Here is a 19,461-nt window from a genome sequence, read left to right on the forward strand (position 1 = left end):
GTTCCACTACGACATTCATTTACCACTCAGCCCTAAGGTCGACTTTCGTACTTTCAGGTGACGAAGTCGCATACTGTAGAACCTTTGTCCCCAACTGTTCCGCCAGCACGACTGGCACAGAGTTTCAGATAATCGTTCACCATTATGAATCGCAATCGATTCACTCGAAGTAACGTGCGAAATTCAAACGAAGGAAAATCAAACCATGAAACACTTGATCGCTCTCGTCGTTCTGCTGTGCGTCACGGTGACGTCTTCGGCCGAAGACGTCCGCCATGAGCCACTCAAGGATCTGAATGGCTACTTCCCCTTCCATCCGCCGGCATCGCTCGAGCAATGGGAGGCACGTAGGGAATACGTACGGCGACAAATTCTCGTCGCGACCGGCCTCTGGCCGATGCCGACCAAAACACCTCTCAATCCTGTCGTTCATGGCAAGATCCAACGTGACGGGTACACGGTCGAGAAGGTCTATTTCGAGAGTGCCCCCGGTTTTTTCGTGACGGGTAATCTGTACCGCCCGACAAACATCCAGGGCAAAGTGCCGGGAGTCATGCTGGCGCACGGCCATCACAAGGATGCGCGTTTGGACATCACGTCCGACAGTAAGTTGCGCAGCCTAATTGCCGACGGCGCCGAGCGGTTCGAGCGGGCCGGACGCAGCACTTACCAATCGCAATGTCGCCAATTGGCCTTGATGGGCTGCGTGGTTTGGCAGTGGGACATGCTCGGCGATTCGGATTCGATTCAGCTCTCGCGTGAGCTTGTCCATGGGTTTGCCAAACAACGGCCAGAGATGAACAAGACAAAGCACTGGGGCCTGTTCAGTCCGCAAGCCGAGACGCATTGTCAGAACGTCATGGGACTGCAAACGCTCAACGCCGTACGTGGGCTCGACTTTCTGCTCAGTTTGCCGGAGGTCGATCCGCAACGTGTCGCCGTCACCGGCGCGAGCGGCGGCGGTACACAGACGATGATTTTGGCGGCGATCGATGACCGCATCAAACTGTCATTTCCGGTCGTCATGGTCAGTACTGCGATGCAGGGTGGCTGCACGTGCGAAAACGCGAGTCTGCTGCGTGTGAATACTGGCAATGTCGAATTCGCCGCCTTGGCTGCGCCGCGGCCGCAAGGGATGAACACTGCGGACGACTGGACCAAGGAGTTGGCTACCAAGGGCTTTCCCGAGTTGCAGCAACTCTACACCGCGTATGGCAAACCGAATGACGTCTTTCTGAAGCGAGGCGAACATTTTCCGCACAACTACAACGCGGTCACTCGATCTGCCTTTTACACCTTCTTGAACAAACATTTCAAGCTTGGTTTCCAAGCTCCTGTGATTGAGCACGATTTCGAACCGCTGCCGCCCGAGCAGCTCACTGTCTGGGACGACCAACATCCCGCCCCCAAGGCTGCTGCCCCCGATTTCGAACGCAACTTGCTGGCGTGGTTCACCAAGGACTCCGAGCAGCAACTCAGTGCAGCCGCGGCGACTGCGGAAGGCTTGAAAAACGTCGTCCTTCCGGCCGCTGAGGTGATCATCGGCCGCACCTACGCCAACGCAGGAGACGTGACATGGGAACTCGACGACAAGCAGGACCGTGGCGACTACGTGCAACACACCGGCACGCTACTGAACACGACACACGGCGAAGAGGTGAATGTCGTCTGGCTGTGTCCGAAGCAACCCAGTGGCCGCGTCGTGATCTGGATCGATGATTCTGGCAAGACCGCCGTTTACAGTGAAGACGGCCGCGTGAACCCCGCCGTGCAAAAGCTGGTTCAAGCGGGCGCGACCGTGCTGGGCGCCGATCTGTTCCTGCAAAATGGCGAAGCGGCGAAGCAGACTCGCGTCGTTGAAAATCCCCGCGAATTCGCCGGTTACACCTTCGGATACAATCACGCGTTATTCGCCCAACGCACCCACGATGTGCTTAGCATCGTCCGTTTTCTTCGTCACGCGAACTCGGGCCCTTTCCCGAATCGTGAGTTAAAAAACGTCGCGATTGCCGGATGGCACCGCAGCGGCCCCATCGCCGCAGTGGCTGGTGGGATTGCCGGAGATGTCGTCGACCGCATCGCGATCGATACACGAGGGTTTCGTTTTGGCCAAGTCTTGGATTATCGCGACCCGATGTTCTTGCCGGGGGGAGCAAAGTATCTCGATCTACCCGGTCTGATCGCACTTCATGCTCCACGCCCGTTGTGGCTCGCCGGAGAAAGTAAAACGCCGGCAACGATCACCACCGCGTATCACGCCGCTTCCGAGGCCAATGCACTGGTAACGTTCACCGGCGAGGCAGCGCAACAGCAAGCCGCGGCTAGCGAGTGGCTGCTAAAGTAAGTATCGTCCGATACAATAGTCGCTGATTGCTCCGCGATCAGAACGATGGACCGCGGGAGACGTCGACTCTAATGCAGAGGTAATTTCGGTCATCCCGCGACACGAAAGTCTTGACGACTTCCGCTACAACTAAATGCGTCACTTAGCAATGCGACGTGCTGCAGCGGTCTAGGATATTGATCGCCTGGCGCATCCCCACCCACACCCCCCCCTTCCGAGAGAAACAACGATGAGAAAAGTTTTTGTAGCTGCGATGATGATCGCGCTTTTGATGCCCTGCGTTCTGACGGCGTCCGCAGCGGACGTCGAGGATGGATTTACCTCCCTGTTCAACGGCAACGACCTGGCCGGCTGGGTTAAACGCGGTGGGTCCGCGGAGTACAAAGTTGAGGATGGCTCGATCGTTGGGAAGTGTATGCCGAATACGCCTGGCAATACGTTCTTGTGTTCTGAAAAAGAATTTGGCAACTTCATTCTGAAACTGCAATATAAATTCATCGAAGCGGGGAACTCCGGCGTCCAGTTCCGTTCCGCTGCCCGTCCCGAGGGCGATAGCGAGCGAGTGTACGGCTATCAGTACGAAATCCGTCCCGGCGGCGACGCAACCGGTCGCATCTATGACGAAGGACGTCGCGGCCACAAGTTTGGCATCATTTGGCTCGATGCCCACACCCCTCAGGATCGTCTCGATGCGGCTCAGGCAAGCTGTAAGGAAGGTGAGTGGAATGACTTGGAAATTCAGTGCGTCGGACCGTCCATCAAGACTTGGCTGAACGGCAATCTGGTTGTCGATATGTTCGACAGCTTCTCAATGAAGGGCTTTATCGGACTGCAGATCCACTCTGGAAAATCGGGCTCCGTCGCTTGGAAGAACATTCGCGTCAAGGATCTAGGCGAGAGCAAGTGGGAGTCGTTCTTCGTCAAGGGCGACGATGGCAACTACAAACTTGCCGATGCCAAGTTCGTTCTGCCCGAAGAATGGTCGTTCACCGACGAGGGCGTTCTGCATGGCGTCCACTCCAAGAGTCAAGGCAAGGATGGGTTGGTCATTTCTAACAAGAATTACGATGACTTCATTGCTCGCGTCACGTACCGGATGCACGGTGGCAACAGCGCGCTGTATTTCCGCGCCGAGGAAACCAGCGCTCCCTGGGTGCTACGCGGATTCCAAAACGAAATCGCCAACAACGGCAAGGACTCTGCGCTTTGGCACACCGCCGGAATTGTCGACGGCAAGACGATTCCCGGCCGCGGCTGGGTCGTTACCAACGACGAATTCGTTGAAAAGGTCCGCAACAAGGACGACCAATGGAACACGACCTGTACCGCCGCCTACGGCGACCGCCTGGTCCAGACGCTCAACGGATTTTGCACGTCAGATATCATCGACGAAGCGAGTGAGAAGACGGGAAAGCTCGGCCTGCAAATGCACGGTGGTACCGACTGCGAAATGTTCTTCAAAGATTTCGAAGTCATGCCCATCACCGACGACATGAAGAAGCTCATCGAGCGAGAGTGAGTCGCTGCAGCCACGAACTGCTGCGACTTGTCTATTTAATTTGAGCGATGCCGAACGAGTCGATCCTAGTTGGAATGAACCAATGAACCGAAGTCGATTGATTGCAACGACGATATTCCTGTTGTTTACGGCAGTGGCACAGGGTGCGGAATCCGCTTGGAAAGCGGGTGCGGCTAAGGTCGCGATCACGCCGGAGGAGCCGATGTGGATGGCCGGTTATGCCTCGCGCACTCAACCGGCCGACGGCAAACTGACCGAGCTATGGGCGAAAGCACTCGTGCTGGAGGACCATACCGGAAACCGAGGTTTGGTCCTGACGCTGGATCTCGTCGGCATCGATCGCACGCTGTCGCTGGCCATTTGTGGTGCACTGAAAGAGCATTACGGCTTGCAACGTGAGCAGATCGTTATTTGCACATCGCACACTCACAGTGGTCCCGTTGTCGGGCACAATCTTGCGCCGCTTCACTACCTGCTGTTCGCAGAATCTCAGCAACAAGCCGTCGATCGCTGGGTCGCAACGTTTCAGCAGCAAGTCGTTGCCATGGTGGGCGATGCGATCGGCAAACTTGCACCGAGTGAGTTGACGTGGGGCAGCGGTACGGCGACGTTCGCGGTCAATCGCCGCGAAAACCCGTCGGCGGCGGTTCCCCAGCTGCGAAGCGAAGGCAAACTGCAAGGCCCCAGCGACCATGACGTTCCCGTGCTCGCCGTTCACGACGCCGACGAAAACCTGACCGCCGTCCTGTTCGGATACGCATGCCACGCGACGACTCTGAGCGGCTATCAATGGTCGGGAGACTATCCAGGATACGCTCAAATCGAACTCGAAAATAAACATCCCGGCTGCGTTGCATTGTTTTTTGCGGGTTGCGGCGCAGACCAAAATCCGCTGCCGCGCAGAACCGTAACGTTGGCACAGCATTACGGTCAACGATTGGCAACCGCCGTGGATTCAGTCTTGATGACATCGCTAATGCACCCCGTCGCGGGACCGCTGCAGACGAAGTACGCAGAGATCGATCTGGCGTTGGATACGCTGCCAACGCGTGAGGAAATCGAGTTGAACTCGAAGTCCGAAAATCGCTACGAGGTAGCGCGGGCGCAAATGCTACTCGAGCAAATCGATGGCGGTGTCCCGCTCAGTCAAACGTATCCGTATCCCGTCAGTGCCTGGTCGATTGGCAACGATCTGCAACTGGTAACGCTCGGCGGCGAAGTGGTAGTCGATTATGCCATTCGGCTCAAAAGCGAATTGGCTGGAACTCGAACATGGGTGGCCGGTTACGCCAACGACGTGATGGCTTACGTTCCCTCACGACGGGTCCTTGCCGAAGGCGGCTACGAAGGGGGCGGAGCGATGGTGTACTACGGGTTGCCCACCGTGTGGTCGCCAGAGATCGAATCCGACATCATCAATGAAGTCCATCGACAAATCGATGTCGAAAGCAGGTCAGGTACCGATTACCTGCAGATCGACCAACCGAAATAGCCGAACCTGCCCCCCCCCCTCTTGAACGGGGACAGAGCATCTTGTTGGGGTAAGACGCGTTAGCTCGTCATGCACGACGGCGAATTTTTGCCTGCTGTTGGTGTGTAGCGTCTCGGATTCGTTGTCGATCACACGTCATTTCGACGAAACCCAAGCAAAACTTCGCGGTTGCAGCGCAGTTTCATCTATCGGCGAAACGTCGCCACGCTCGACAGCTAAAAAGAAAGGGCGTTTTGCGGGCCACTCAGCGAGTGAGTAGCTCTCTCGCCCGTCGCCGCAAATGATAGCGACGGTGAGTGCGGTGACTCCGTAGCGGATCGACACAATCAGGCCGCCCGGCAACACTGCAAAACAACCTGCCGAAGTCACGCACCAGTTCGCACCATGTCTCGGTGTCCAAGCCGAGTCGCTTGAGCACCGGCGGGACGTCTTTTGGGGTTCGCCCAGGTTTGCCAGGGGCGATCTGGCGGGAACTCCAATCGAGCAATTCCAGATAAGCTTCCAGCGACATCGGCAGAAAACCTTTATCGCTGCAGCGTCGTCCGGATTTGCTGACGCAGGGTCCAATCTCACCGGACCGCTCGTCGATCGAGACCGGTGCCAGGAAGCTGTCTCGCAGTTTGGCGCGAGCATCATTGCGGTCGGCGGTTAGCGTCTGGATTCGCCGCTGGACCGAAGTGTGATCGCTCTGCTCGAGCGTTTCGGCGATCGCAGCCCGAATCGGATTCAGGTCCACATAGGCCGCACAGGCCAGCAGCGAAGCTTCGTCAACGATCCGCGTGGCATGGAAACGGTCTTGGAAAAAATGTCCTGATTCTTCGTCTTCGTGGTTCGCCCTCGTTGCGACACGTTGGCAAAGCAGTCGCATCCACCAACTGATATTGCTGAGACGTTTGCGAATCTTGCCACATTTGACCGGGCATCCCGCGATCGACCGGATCTCCGCTTCGGTTGGAGGAAGCGGCAGCCCATCGGAACTTCGGCGATGCGGACAAATCATCATCCACCGCCTTGCCACCTCGTTGTCACTCCAAGTAGCCACGATATCGGGCCGCGAACGGAGAATCAAATGCATGTGATTTGATAGCAAAGCATGCTCAAGGAGATCTATTGCAAACGCCCCAGCAAACTGTATCAGGTGTTGTTCGATCCAATCTTTGCGATGGTCAAAGTTTTGACCGGTGATTGGGTCGTTCCCCAACAAGAAGCACCGCCGAACAGTCCGAGTACAGACGTGAGCGATCGCTATTTCGTCGGGATCGAAGACTTCCGAGCGAGGCAAGCGGGACATCATCACACCTCATTTTGCTGTAGAAGGACCGAGCCAAAGGCCAAAGTCCATCGTTCGCCTGGACTGAACAAAAGTCAACCCCCAAACAATAGGCTCTGTCCCTGAGCACAACTTGGCTGCATCATTCGATGATTTCCGTTCAGAGACCCCAGACGCAATCGTCGTAGACTACCTGTATACGGAGAAAGCTCGCAATGTCCTGTCGCTCGCGAAATTGAAGCTGGACACGTTTGAAGTTCTATTCGCTGAGAACAACAACTTCTTGGAAGACGTCCGAAAGATGGTAAGCACTGCTGGTGAATAGCCGGTCAGATGAACTTCCCACTTGGCAAATAACCACAGCGTGCACATTGCGGACAGGAAACAGATTTTGGGCGGCGGGCATTTCGCAAACCATTTCCTGGTCGCCCCCCTGATCGTTAGGGCTGCGTTGTGCTCAGCACCCGGCGATCTTGGCATTGCCGGCCCCCGATGCGACTTGGGCTGCGAGAATGCAGGCTCGAACGATTCAGGTTCCCGGGGTTCCGCTCAGTTCCTTCCCCCGTCGACTCAGCCAACGACGGGACATTTCTGACAGACGAATGGGGACAGACGAATGGATTCAGCGGGTCGATTCGGCTGTCCTTCATTCGCCTGTCAAAAGCGTTTTGGATCCGTTCGTTTTGAGAAAATGTGGCTGCTCCCCGCCAACACACTGAACAAACGGAGCCTCGCAGCGACGCGTACTCTTTGCGAGTGGCGTGGATCTCGGCGGACTTCGCATCCCCCAATTCTGTGCTGCGTAACACGTGCAGCTTTGGCGAGGTTACGCAGACTACAGACTGCTGAATGAAAACCGAGCAAACTACCCCCCGCGCAAGAACAAGCAACGAGATCAATCGACTGCCACTCGATCATCACAGATGATCGTATCAAAGAAGAACACCGACGCCACACTGCGAATACAATGGTGCCTACAATGCGTCGGAGTTTCGGCGACGGCCCGGCGGAAGATCCTTTTCAAATAAAAAACTAGACATCAACAAACAACTCGACGTACAGAAAAAGCAAATGACTCAGCGAGAACCAAACTTGAAACGCGGCGTCTGGGTGATGGCCGTTGTGGTTTGTGCCGTTGTCCATGCAGCCTGTTGCTGTAACGTGACCACGGCGGGCGAGCCCCACTACTACGAACCGGCGGAGCCTGGTCAGCCTAAGTTGATCGAGTGCGATGTGGCCGTGTACGGCGGCACTCCGGCCGGGGTGACGGCGGCGATTCAGGCGGCGCGAGAAGGGAAGTCCGCCGTCCTGTTTTCCTTCAACCGGCACGTGGGCGGAATGACGTCCGGCGGCTTGACCGCGACCGATCTCGGTAGAAAGGATTCGATCGGCGGAATCGCTCTGGAGTTCTACAATCGAATTGGCAAGGCGCGAGACTATTCCCCCGGAGAAGCCGAGACGCTGTACCGCAAAATGCTCGATGAAGCTGGTGTGAAAGTCCTGCTTGGGCGTGCGCTCAGCTCCGTTGTGATGCAAGATCAGCAACTGGTTTCCGCAACCATGGAAACCGGCGAGACCGTGCGGGCAGCGGTGTTTGTGGACAGCACTTATGAAGGCGACCTGCTGGCCGCTGCGAATGTTTCCTATCACGTCGGACGTGAACCGGCAGCGACATACGACGAAACGTTGGGAGGGCAATGGCAGACGGTGTCTTGGAAAAACGTCTACCAGTTTTGCCGACTGCCGCTGAGTCCCCACGTAATTGCGGATGATCCGGCCTCCGGTCTGCTGCCGGAAATCGCCGCGGAGACTCCTGGAAAACCGGGCGAAGGCGACTTCAAAGTCCAGGCATACAATTTCCGGCTTCAACTTTCACGCAGTGCCGACAAAGTCGCGTTTCCGAAACCTCGCGGCTATGACGTCAATCGCTACGCGCTGCTGGCCCGCTTTCTAAACTTCGATGACCGTATCGATTGGCGTCTAAACTACACGACGGCTCCAATGACCGACGGGCCGGTGCAGATGCGACAGGGCGACAGCAACAACGCGGGCAGTTTCTCATCCGATTATGTCGGCGGCAATTATCGCTGGCCCGATGGCACGTACCAATCAGGATCGATCAGCGAACTTCCTCCGCCACGCCGAGGGCTGCCAGTGCCGCTGCGGGATTTGTACGAACTGAGAGAACGCATTTTCCAAGACCACGTCAACTACCAGCAGGGACTGATGTACTTCCTGGCGAACGATCCTCAGGTTCCCGAAGCACTGCGGGCTCGGGTGAGTGCCTGGGGACTCGATCCACATGAGTTCATAGAAACCGGCTTCTGGCCTCATCAGTTGTACGTCCGCGAAGGCCGCCGCATGCTGTCGGACTATGTCGTCACACAGGCGGACTGCGAATCACGGCGGGTCGTCGACGATTCCGTCGGCCTGGCTTCGTATCCAATGGATTCACACTTTTGTCAGCGAGTGGTCGTGGAAGAAAATGGGGTGCAGACGGTGCGCAACGAAGGCGGTTTTGGACATGGTTTTCGGAAACCGTATCCCGTTTCGTACCGCTCGATCGTTCCCAAAAAGAATGAATGTGAGAACCTGTTGGTGCCCGTTTGTCTTTCTTCGTCCCACGTTGCCTTTGGATCGATTCGCATGGAACCGGTGTACATGATTCTAGGGCAAAGTGCCGGCTGCGCCGCAGCAATGGCGATCACTGAACAGAAAACCGTACAGGATGTGGACTACGCCAAGCTGAAAGTAAAATTGGAAAACGACGGGCAACGGCTGACATGGGATGACAAGTCGGTGCGTCAACCTGCAAAGACGCTGCCCGGGATAGTGACGGATGATACGGATGCAAAAACAACGGGATCGTGGACGTCGGGCACTTTGTCACCTGTCTGTGGTCTGGCCTACCTTCACGACAACAACAACGGCAAGGGCGAAAAGACGGCGGCCTTCAAAATCGATGTCCCCAAACCCGGCACTTACAAAGTCAGCCTGCTGTACGTCGCCTCGGGCAATCGTTCCACAAAGACTCCGGTGATCGTTTCGGTAGGCGAAGACGCAACAGAGATAATCGTCGACCAACGCGAAGGCACTGCGGTCGGTTCGTCACTGGGGAATTTTCGCGTCAACGATTCCATCATGGTCACAGTATCTAACCGAGACACAGATGGCTTCGTTGTCGTCGACGGCGTGCAATTGTTGCTGCAACCGCGGCATTAAGCTGTTCGAGTTTGATTGCAATCGCATCGCTGCGGTTACAACGATACCGTGACGAAAGACACGTCCAGGAAGTGTGAACAATGAATCAAAGATGCAATTACGTATCGGCTGGTCGTGAAATCGCGATAGCCGTTTTGCTTACTCTCTTCGCATCAATCGGGGTGGCAAAGGACGCGTCTGTGATACCGCCGTTACCCAGCGGTGCTTTCACGGTAGTCATCATTCCCGATACACAACACTATCTGGGCCCGGGGACAAAAATCGGCGAACGCGGCAGTTCGATGTTCCCCGGTATGAGCGAGCATCCTCATATCGTCGCCCATTCCAAGATTTCAAAGGCTCAGCCAGCAGAGCAAATCAGCAATGTCTACTTGCAGAATCACGTTGAATGGATCGTAGCCAACAAGAAGTCGCAGAATATCGTTTTCGTCAGCCACGTGGGCGACATCGTTGAAATTAATCGCCCCGAAGAATGGGCAGTCGCGAAGTTGCATCTCGACAAACTGCGTGGCGTTGTTCCGTTCGGGCTGACGGTAGGCAACCACGACATGAAACGCGATGGCGATGCGAGCCTGTTTCAGCAAGCGTTTCCTGCGTCGTCGTTTAACGGCGATGACTGGTATCTCGAGTGCTATTCACACAATCGTGACGACCAACATGTGTCGGCCAATAACGTCAACAGTGCTCAACTCTTTTCGGCAGGTGGCAGCGACTTTGTCTTCCTGCATCTAGAATGCAACGCTCCCGACGATGTCCTGGCGTGGGCGAGCACTGTCTTGGAAAACCATTCAAACCGGCACGCGTTGATCACGACACACATGGATCTCGGCATCATTGATAAACCGAAAACCACCGATGGTTACATCCACGACCCCAAGGGGCGAATGCGGTGGCTGAAGATTCATCCCAAGCGAGGCAACACGGCCGAGCAAATGTGGGACAAACTCTATCGCAAGCACGCGAATCTTCGCTTCGTTTTCTCAGGAGATCAGAGCCGAGTGACAGCGCTGCGGAAATCGACAATCGGCGATCATGGAAACGAAGTTCACGCATTGCTGTCGGACTACATGTCGCGAGGTGGCCTGAGGCTCCTTCGGTTTGTCCCCTCAAAGAATCAGGTTCAAGTCATCACGCATGATTCCACGTTGGATCAACTCGTGGAATCAATGCCTTATGTGCCGGATCGCAATCAACATCAGTTCACGATCCCGTACGATTTCTCAGCTCTGAATCAGCAACCGTAATGCTAACGTTACCCGGTCGTACGCCTCCTATTTTGGTGGAGTCTCAGGCTCTATCGGAGTCCCCGGTCGATACCGTTGAATCTCGGCTTTGAAATCGCCAAGGCTGTGCCAGTACATCGGCTTGTTCAAATCCACTTCCGCGACCGCGACGGTTCCCCACTTCGACGCCTGAGCCAGCGGTTTACCGTTATACACGATCGTCGCTGGTCGTTCCGCGATCGTTGCGTTGGATCGGCCGAGTGATCCACACCTCTGTTTTCCCGATTGATCCTAAACGAATTACACGATGCAAAAACTACAAATGCTTCAAACGCTTGCGGCCGTCCTGCTGGTGGCTATGCTTTCGTTTGTGTCGGGCAAAACGTCCGAGGCTGCGCCGCCGAATGTTTTGTTGATCGTTTCGGACGATCAGCGACCTGACACGATCGCGGCACTTGGCAACGATGTGATTCGGACACCGAATTTGGATGCTTTGGTTCGAAACGGCAGTGTGTTCACTCGGGCGATTTGTGCGAACCCGATCTGCACTCCCAGCCGAGGTGAAATTCTGAGCGGATGCAGTGGTTTCCGCACCGGCGTTCTGGATTTTGGCAGCACCCCGCCGACTGGCTTCGTACCCTTTGCCGAAACGATGCAGCGTGGCGGCTATGAAACATCGTACGTTGGCAAGTGGCACAACAAAGGACGACCGAGCGACTATGGCTACCAGAATACGGCCGGACTATTCGGCAGCGGCGGCGGAAAATGGATGAAACCCAATCAAGTTGATGCGCACGGAGTCCCTGTCACGGGCTACACCGGCTGGATCTTTCAATCGAGCGATGGCAAAGAAAAGTATCCGGAACTTGGCGTCGGTTTGACGAGCGACATCAGCGAAAAGTTTGCCGACGCGAGCATCAAGTTGATCGAGCAACCGCACGGCAAGCCATTCTTCATGCACGTGAATTTCACCGCACCGCATGACCCGCTGTTGGTGCCGCCGGGATTCGAGAATGCCTACGACCCCGCGACGATGCCACTGCCCAAGAACTTTCGAGCGTCCCACCCCTTCGATCACGGCAACCAAAACTCTCGCGACGAATCGCTGCTGCCGTTGCCTCGCACCGCGAAAGATGTCCGCGAGGACCTGGCCGTTTACTATGCCGTGATTTCGCACCTCGATCAACAAGTCGGCCGAATTTTGCAATCACTTGAGGACAGCGGCCAGCGAGACAATACGATCGTGATCTTCACAAGCGATCACGGATTGGCAATGGGCAGTCACGGTTTGCGTGGCAAGCAGAACATATATGAGCACACGATGAACGTGCCGATGCTGATCAGCGGTCCTGGTGTTCCCAAGAACCAACGCTTCGACGCACAGATGGTCTTGCGTGATTTGTATCCCACGGTTTGCGACTTGGTGGGAATCCCAGTGCCGAACGTCCCCGACGTTGATGGAACACTCACGCCGATTGACGGCCGCAGTGTCGTGCCGGTTCTGCGTGGCGAGCAGGAGCATGTTCATGAGTACGTGTTTGGATACTTCCGCAATTTCCAACGCATGATTCGCGGCGATCGTTGGAAGTTGATTCACTATCCTCAGATCGACAAGTGGCAACTGTTCGATTTGCACAACGATCCCGATGAACGGAACGATCTCGCCGCAGCCCCACAGCACGCCCAGACCAAGATGCAACTGCAAGCAAAGCTCCGCCAGTGGCAGACCGAGGTCGGTGATCCGGTGGTCGATGATCACTCGGAACGTGACTGACAAAACGGAACACGTCAAGAGTTTCGACCTGTTCGGCGATTGACCCAAGTCACGCGTGACTTCTGCTATGAGTCATCTCGCCACGAAATTCCCCGACGATCCTTAGCGGCAATCGTCCTTCTTTTCGTTGCAGAAAGCGGACGGTGGCATCCGATAACCAGGTAGACAGGAATCATTATCAGTGACTCCAGTGAAGCGACTGGCCTCTATCCGACGCGGTGTGACTAGCCGACACAGAGGCGGATAGAAATGTGCGGTCCATAGAGTCTTTTTGGTGATCCCGTTCACCGACGAAGTCGATCGAGGGTGACGAATGCGAATGACTGGAACGTTAGTGACGTGGAAGGATGATCGAGGATTCGGCTTCATTGTGCCTGAGGACGGTGGAGACGATTTGTTTGTGCACATCAAGTCGTTCGCCAATCGGTCTCGCCGCCCAGTCGAACTAGACGTCGTTACGTTCGAGCAATCGGTTGGCCCGGATGGTCGTGGGCAGGCCATCAAAGTGGTGTTCGACGGAGAACCGCTTGTTGAGCCCGCGTTCATTCCGATCCGGATTGTCATCGCGATTTCGTTTCTGTTTAGCTTGGCAGCATTAACAACGACTGGCAAATTGCCTTTCTCCATTTTAGGTTTGTATGCGACGATGAGCGTCATCGCGTTCATCGCCTATTGGCTGGACAAAGTCGCAGCGATCAACCATCGCCGCCGCACGCCAGAAAATACGCTACTGTCACTCGGAATCATTGGCGGTTGGCCTGGAGCGCTCGTCGCTCAGCAGATGTTTCGGCACAAGACCATCAAGCCGTCTTTTCAAGTGGCATTTTTGGTTTCAGTGGTCGTTAATTGCGGCGTGCTTGTATTTCTAGCGTCTCCATCATTGCGAGCGTTCCTTCGTTCGCTGGGGTAGCGAGAGTTTTCTAAGGCTTTCCCTCTGGCTACATGCTGCCGTTGCCATTTTGCAGCGGAGACGGCAAAACGCACGGTCATTTCTTAATCATGCACTTAATCGTAACTCCGTCCGCACCCGCGTGGACAGTTAAGACTGTAAGGCCGTTGTGATGTTCGGTTGCTTTGTTTTTTGCCACCTCTGCACAACTTTGGAGACTGCTGATTTAGTGGCATTGATTACAGGCCGGAGGCCGACACACCCTCTGCCGTCAGTGTGTCGGCCTCCGGCCTTACGGCGACAGGTCGCCCCTAAACCGTTGGCTCACGCCAACGGCAGGTCATGTATCGGCCTCCGGCCTATTCGCTTGCTAATTAAATCAGCAGTCACCTTCGTCGGTGGAGAGGTGACAGCAGAACAGCGTGGAAGAAAAACTGCCCCCCAATATCCGGCGTCAATACCAATGTTTCAGCTGCAAAACGCAGTCCCGGTTGGAACCGGGCATACTTGACTTGACTATTCGCGTCCAGAGGCAGAGACAACCTCGAGGTCCGCCATATAGATCGCGGTGATCGGCTTGCCGTCTTGATCCTTTTCGTGTGACGAATACCAAGACATGATCGCTCTGGTGGGGCTCAATTCGACAAAACCTGGATACGACGTGTCGCCGCCACTGGGCAGTTCGGCAAACTCGTGCAAGGTTTCGTCGACCAGCCAATACATCGACGTTTTAGGCCCGCGGTCGCCGATTGACTTGCGTCCGCCAACAACATAGTGGTCTCCCCAGCGCGTGATCAGTGGACCACCGATGTAGCGATCCAAGTCCCGGCGATCCCAATGTTGATAGGGCGGTTGGGAACGCAGCAGTTGCGCATTCTCACTCCCACGCCGGCCGATCGCGACCACACTTCCGTTGGGCTCGAACTGGAACGCGGTTTCGTCACCCTGCAGCTCCTGAAAAACGGCACACTTTCGCCAGATCAATCCGTCATCGCTTTCCAACATCAACGACTCGACCGATCGGCCTTCACCTCTTGGTCCCACAGCAAAGGCGGCTTTACGTCGCCCGCACAGGTACGCTTTGTCGCCAAACGCAGCGGCACGCCAGATGTAGTGTCCGAACGTCCCTTCCAACAAGATCGGGCTCTGCCACGTCACACCATCCTCGCTACACGCGGCATAGCCGAGGTGCAAATTCAAATCATAGTCTTTGACTGGAATCGTCGTCTCGCCGCTGTACCACGTACCGCTGTAAACAAACAACTTGTCTTGAAAGACCAGGAAATGCGGATCTCGCGTGTCACGGTGTTTGACTTGGAATCGATGGACTTGCTCCCAATCCTTGCCATCGTCGCTCGTCATGATGATGATCGACGCGGTTGGATGCACCATGTGCCCGTCCGGACAACTGCGAAATGCCAAATAAAACTTATTCCGAAATCGCACAAGATCCGTGAATGCGTTGTGCTCGCCGTTGTCAAAGACGCGACGAATATTCGTGACTCGGACTTCAGGCGGTGCTTCGGCGCAAACGCTGTGGCAACAGCAGACACAGACAAACAAGAGCAACAGACCACAGGAAAGTCGCTGACGATGAAAACATTGCATATTCAAGTTTCTCTTCCATTATCAGGATGCGGTGTTAAGCGAGAGACTGTTGGGGGCGACTCGAAGCTAGCGAGACTTCGCTGCTGAGGAGCAGGGAAACTATTTCTGCAAGACGAATTTCTGGGCCCGTTTGCCGATGATATCACCGACGTAAATGTCTCCCTCTGAATCGATTGCCATCCCATGCAACCAATTCACATCGCCCGCTTGCTCTTTCCCATCCTGGCCCTTCGGAATGGTCCACAATTGAAGCAGTTTTCCGTGTGGGTTGAATTTCATTAGCACTTGGTCTTTGGGAGGGCAACTTACCGGGGCACCGGGATAATCGGGGTCGTTTATCCAAGGCATCGGCGAGGCGCCACACACCCAAATAGCATCGTCCGCAGTGACGTGGAATCCCCAAGGCACGATCACGTTATCCCAACTATCCAGCAACACGCCTTGTTGATCATAGATCATCACCCGGGCATTGTTTCGGTCAGCAATGTACAGTCGGCCGGTTGAATCGATTGCGATCGCGTGTGGCAATGAAAATTGTTCGGGTCCTGTCCCCAGGCTGCCCCAGGCTTTGACAAATTTCCCAGTCGCGTCGAAATGCACGATGCGATTGTTGCCGTAGCCATCAGAGACAAACACGTCGCCATTGGCTGCGATCGCCATGTCGGTGGGTTTATCGAGATGTGTCTGGTCTTCGCCCGAAACACCGGGTGTTCCAATCGTTTGCAAGACCTCGCCCGTGGGTGAGAACTTGCGAATGATGTGCAAGCCGATGTCGGCAACCCAGATGTTTCCATCGCCGTCAATCTTCAGATGGTGCGCGGTTGCGATCGAGTCGTCGCCCCAGCTGCGTACAAACTTGCCCTCCTTCGTGTAGACCTGGATGGGCGGTGTCGAACGCGTAAACACGTACACTTGGTCTTCAGCATCGACTGCCACCGCAGGCACCGCCTGCCACTCGAATTCACTCGGTTTCTGTGGCCATGCAGGATCAACGCGGTACCACGGAGCAAGATTGACGCGGGGATAATCAGGCGATTTACCTTTGTCAGGCTCGGCCGAGTTCCCGGAACACGAAGCAGCGATAGAGTGAATAATCATGGTGACACAGGCAAGCATCTTCAGAGGTCGGTTCATGTGGTGGGGGCTCACAAACATTGGGTTAGGTAGGCATTGGGTTAGGTAGGATTAATCAGTACATTAATGTACTTGCTCGCGTCGTGACCGGGTGCGTCGATCACCGAGCAATTTTTTCTATAGCGTGGAAAGAAAATCTGGCGGGGGTAAGAAAACATCCTGCTCACCCCGAAATCACCCCCGTTTCATTAGTATTCGGCAAATCGATTCGTTGAATCGAAGACCGATTTGCAATCGATTAAAAGTCGAAACGCACCTTGCCGTCGATCAGTTTCAACTTCGCGTCGAACGATTTGCCTGCTTTCGATTTGAAACCTTTCAACACCGCCGTCTCGCCGCTACGAAGTAACTTCCTGGCATTGCTCGCCGAAATTTTCTTGCCGGAAATTGTTTTCCAAATGGTCAACCCGCACCCCTCACGCCATCGGCTACACGCATACGACTTTGTCTGTTCCACCACGGGACTTCCGCACAATGGACAAACTCCAATCTCAGTCGCAGTGGAATTCGTCTCCTTTTTTGTCTTGCTTTGCTTCTTTCTGTTCGACTTGGTTGCAGGCGACTTGGTTGCAGCCGGCTTCTTTGCTCCGCTTGTGCGTTTTGTTCGTTTCCGGCCTGCCACAGTTCCTCCACCATCTTGTTCGCTACCCTGTGGAACGGGGATTTCAACTAACATTCCTGTTTCTGACATTGCCAACAGGAAGGGGTGGCTACCACGAATCGTCAACGGTTGGTTTGTCACTCGCAACTGCAATAGTTCACGAACCTGATCCATCGACAGATCCGCGTCACGGTAGGAAGGCTGCAATACAAATTTGCATCCCTTTCGCCACCCCGAACATCCAAACGCCCGTTTCCCCGCAATGACGTTTTCACCGCACCGTGGACAGGAACCGTAAATTTGTTGATCCACGCTCACCGCGGCACTACTTTGAATAATGGCTCGCGTGTAATCCGCAATCTCGTGCATGAAAACATCGGGTGACAACTGGCCCGCCTCGATCTTTTTCAGCTTCGCTTCCCACTCGCCTGTCAGTTCGGGCGACGTCAAGTTGCGGTCCCTAACGATCGCGACGAGATATCGTCCCAGATCAGTGGCCAAGACATTCTTTTTATCGCGGATGATGTATTTTCGGTTTAACAGCGTTTCGATCGTTGCCGCACGGGTCGCAGGCGTCCCCAGTCCCTTCTCTTTTAATGCCTCCTTCAACTCTGCTTCATCGACGAGCTTTCCCGCCGTGTCCATCGCACCGAGCAAGGTGTTCTCGGTGAAATGCTTCGGTGGCGACGTCTGGCCTGATTTGATGAACGGTTCGTGTTTCCCAGATTCGCCATTTTTGAAATCGGGTAACGACTGCTGCTCATCGTTCGCTTCACCGCTTTTTGCTTTTCGCGGATACAGCTGCGTCCATCCTGGCGCGACGACTCGTACGCCGCGAGCGCGGAACGCGACTTCACCCGCCGATGCATCCACCGTCGTAATCTCTTTTTCACACGGCGGATAGAATGCAGCGATGAACCGAACAACGATCGCATCGTAGACTGTTTGTTCTCGCCCGCGGAGTACTCCTGCGGACGCGCCGGTGGGGATGATCGCATGATGATCCGTCACCTTTGCGTCGTTGATAATACGACTGGTGAACGGCAAAGCGGTCAAGTTGAGTTGGTCGATTTCGTTCGCCCTGATTGAACGCAGTTGGCGCATGACGCCGGGGATATCCTTACGCATGTCTTTGCTCAAGTACTGCGAGTCGGTTCGTGGGTAGGTGATCAATTTCGATTCATAGAGCGACTGGGCCGTGGCCAAGGTTTCAGCGGCAGAGATACCGAAACGACGGTTCATGTCCCGCTGTAATTCCGTCAAATCGTAGAGCTGTGGTGGCTGTGATTTCTCGGCACGGCTTTGGATCTTTCGAATCGTCAGGACGTGTTTGCTGGCTGCCTCCAATACGCTTTGTGCATTCTCTTGCTTGTCAAACCGCTTGCCGGTATATCGAAACTGGACATCGCGATATCGGGTCATCAGTTCCCAAAACGGCTCGGATTGAAACGTTCGGATTTCATCATCACGGCGAGTGATCATCGCGAGCACGGGGGTTTGCACGCGGCCGAGACTCCACAGCAGTCCCGACGCACCACGCTCAGACGTCGATCGATAACGCACCGTGTAGTTTCGGGTCGCATTGATCCCCACAACCCAATCCGCTTGACTTCGGCACTTAGCCGCTGCGTAAAGATTGTCGTAATCCGACAGGGGACGGATCGTACGAAATGCGGCGCCGATGGCCGTCGGGGTTAGCGAGCTGAGCCACAATCGCTGAGCGGGCTTATTCGTACACCCCGTAAGCGACTGGATGTAGCGAAAGATCAGTTCTCCTTCACGCCCGGCATCCGTCGCACAGATCAACGAGGTGGCCTCGCGAAACAACCGCTTGATCACTGCGAACTGTTTTTTTGCCCCGTCATCCCCACGCAGTCGCAACTGAAATTGTTTGGGAACGAACGGCAACGATTCGAGCGTCCAGCGTTTCAGCGCCGGGTCATAGTCACCAGGTTCCTTCAGCTCCACTAGGTGCCCAAAGGCCCAGGTCACCTGATAGCCACCGCCCTCGAAGAATCCGTCACGGCGAGTCGTAGCGCTGAGGAACGACGCCAAATCGCGAGCCACCGAAGGCTTTTCGGCAAGGACTACCTTCATCAAAACACCTTCGTATCAGATCCATGATCTCACCGAGTCGAAGGAGGGTTAGTTCCCGACCCTACTTCGCTCCTAGTCTTAATAATACTCTTTATCTTAATCCTGTTCGCACACGCCCCGCTGTCACGCGTTGCCGCGGTCGGCTGAGTCAGCAAACGATCGGCCAGTAATCCGGTGTAGTCGATACCCACAAGATTGTTCAGCGATGGTTGGCGACTCGCTCACAGCTACTTCAGTGCACGCGGTCCCCCCAAAGGTCCGCCGCGTTTTCAAGGTTGGGCGTCTCGC

At 55.2% G+C, this 19,461-nt stretch carries 12 protein-coding genes; 7 read left to right on the forward strand and 5 right to left on the reverse strand.

Annotated elements, in window-relative coordinates; genetic code table 11:
- Positions 1-205: 205 nt before the first annotated feature.
- The 3 genes from ABD971_RS06520 (at position 206) to ABD971_RS06530 (ending at position 5,355) form a co-directional block, all read left to right on the forward strand.
- Positions 206-2,344 carry an alpha/beta hydrolase family protein gene (locus ABD971_RS06520; protein ID WP_345320519.1) on the forward strand — a complete coding sequence of 713 codons (2,139 nt, stop codon included), beginning with the start codon at positions 206-208 and terminating at the stop codon, positions 2,342-2,344.
- Between the two features lie 229 nt (positions 2,345-2,573).
- The gene (locus ABD971_RS06525; RefSeq protein ID WP_345320521.1) at positions 2,574-3,863 is read left to right on the forward strand and encodes a 3-keto-disaccharide hydrolase; all 1,290 of its coding nucleotides are present in this window, start codon (positions 2,574-2,576) and stop codon (positions 3,861-3,863) included.
- Between the two features lie 82 nt (positions 3,864-3,945).
- Complete coding sequence (locus ABD971_RS06530) at positions 3,946-5,355, forward strand: neutral/alkaline non-lysosomal ceramidase N-terminal domain-containing protein (RefSeq protein ID WP_345320523.1); 1,410 nt, start codon at positions 3,946-3,948, stop codon at positions 5,353-5,355.
- A 244-nt stretch (positions 5,356-5,599) separates the two neighbouring features.
- Here the strand turns inward: ABD971_RS06530 and ABD971_RS06535 are convergent, their stop codons facing one another.
- Complete coding sequence (locus tag ABD971_RS06535; RefSeq protein WP_345320525.1) at positions 5,600-6,646, reverse strand: hypothetical protein; 1,047 nt, start codon at positions 6,644-6,646, stop codon at positions 5,600-5,602.
- Positions 6,647-7,696: 1,050 nt separating this feature from the next.
- On the opposite strand from ABD971_RS06535, the gene ABD971_RS06540 reads away from it, so the two are divergent.
- Both ABD971_RS06540 and ABD971_RS06545 read left to right on the forward strand, forming a co-directional pair.
- Positions 7,697-9,847 carry an FAD-dependent oxidoreductase gene (locus ABD971_RS06540; RefSeq protein ID WP_345320527.1) on the forward strand — a complete coding sequence of 717 codons (2,151 nt, stop codon included), beginning with the start codon at positions 7,697-7,699 and terminating at the stop codon, positions 9,845-9,847.
- A gap of 80 nt (positions 9,848-9,927) precedes the next feature.
- Positions 9,928-11,091: a metallophosphoesterase family protein gene (locus ABD971_RS06545; protein WP_345320529.1), complete on the forward strand. Its 1,164-nt coding sequence runs from the start codon at positions 9,928-9,930 to the stop codon at positions 11,089-11,091.
- A 27-nt stretch (positions 11,092-11,118) separates the two neighbouring features.
- On the opposite strand, the gene ABD971_RS06550 is transcribed toward ABD971_RS06545, so the two are convergent.
- The gene (locus ABD971_RS06550) at positions 11,119-11,286 is read right to left on the reverse strand and encodes a hypothetical protein (protein ID WP_345320531.1); all 168 of its coding nucleotides are present in this window, start codon (positions 11,284-11,286) and stop codon (positions 11,119-11,121) included.
- Between the two features lie 91 nt (positions 11,287-11,377).
- On the opposite strand from ABD971_RS06550, the gene ABD971_RS06555 reads away from it, so the two are divergent.
- Together ABD971_RS06555 and ABD971_RS36025 are read left to right on the forward strand one after the other, a co-directional pair.
- Positions 11,378-12,844: a sulfatase family protein gene (locus ABD971_RS06555; protein ID WP_345320533.1), complete on the forward strand. Its 1,467-nt coding sequence runs from the start codon at positions 11,378-11,380 to the stop codon at positions 12,842-12,844.
- A gap of 319 nt (positions 12,845-13,163) precedes the next feature.
- Positions 13,164-13,754 (forward strand): DUF1294 domain-containing protein, encoded by a 591-nt coding sequence (locus tag ABD971_RS36025; RefSeq protein WP_425571266.1) that lies wholly within the window; start codon positions 13,164-13,166, stop codon positions 13,752-13,754.
- 495 nt (positions 13,755-14,249) lie between these two features.
- Here ABD971_RS36025 and ABD971_RS06570 read toward each other — a convergent pair whose 3' ends face one another.
- The 3 genes from ABD971_RS06570 to ABD971_RS06580 all read right to left on the reverse strand — a co-directional run bounded on the left by ABD971_RS06570 (position 14,250) and on the right by ABD971_RS06580 (position 19,173).
- Entirely contained in the window at positions 14,250-15,347 is a 1,098-nt protein-coding gene (locus ABD971_RS06570; RefSeq protein WP_345320535.1) for a hypothetical protein, read from the reverse strand.
- 93 nt (positions 15,348-15,440) lie between these two features.
- Complete coding sequence (locus ABD971_RS06575) at positions 15,441-16,475, reverse strand: peptidyl-alpha-hydroxyglycine alpha-amidating lyase family protein (RefSeq protein WP_345320537.1); 1,035 nt, start codon at positions 16,473-16,475, stop codon at positions 15,441-15,443.
- A 238-nt stretch (positions 16,476-16,713) separates the two neighbouring features.
- Complete coding sequence (locus tag ABD971_RS06580; protein ID WP_345320539.1) at positions 16,714-19,173, reverse strand: type IA DNA topoisomerase; 2,460 nt, start codon at positions 19,171-19,173, stop codon at positions 16,714-16,716.
- Positions 19,174-19,461 lie beyond the last annotated feature (288 nt).

It is taken from the genome of Novipirellula rosea (genome assembly GCF_039541335.1).
Lineage (GTDB): Bacteria > Planctomycetota > Planctomycetia > Pirellulales > Pirellulaceae > Novipirellula > Novipirellula rosea.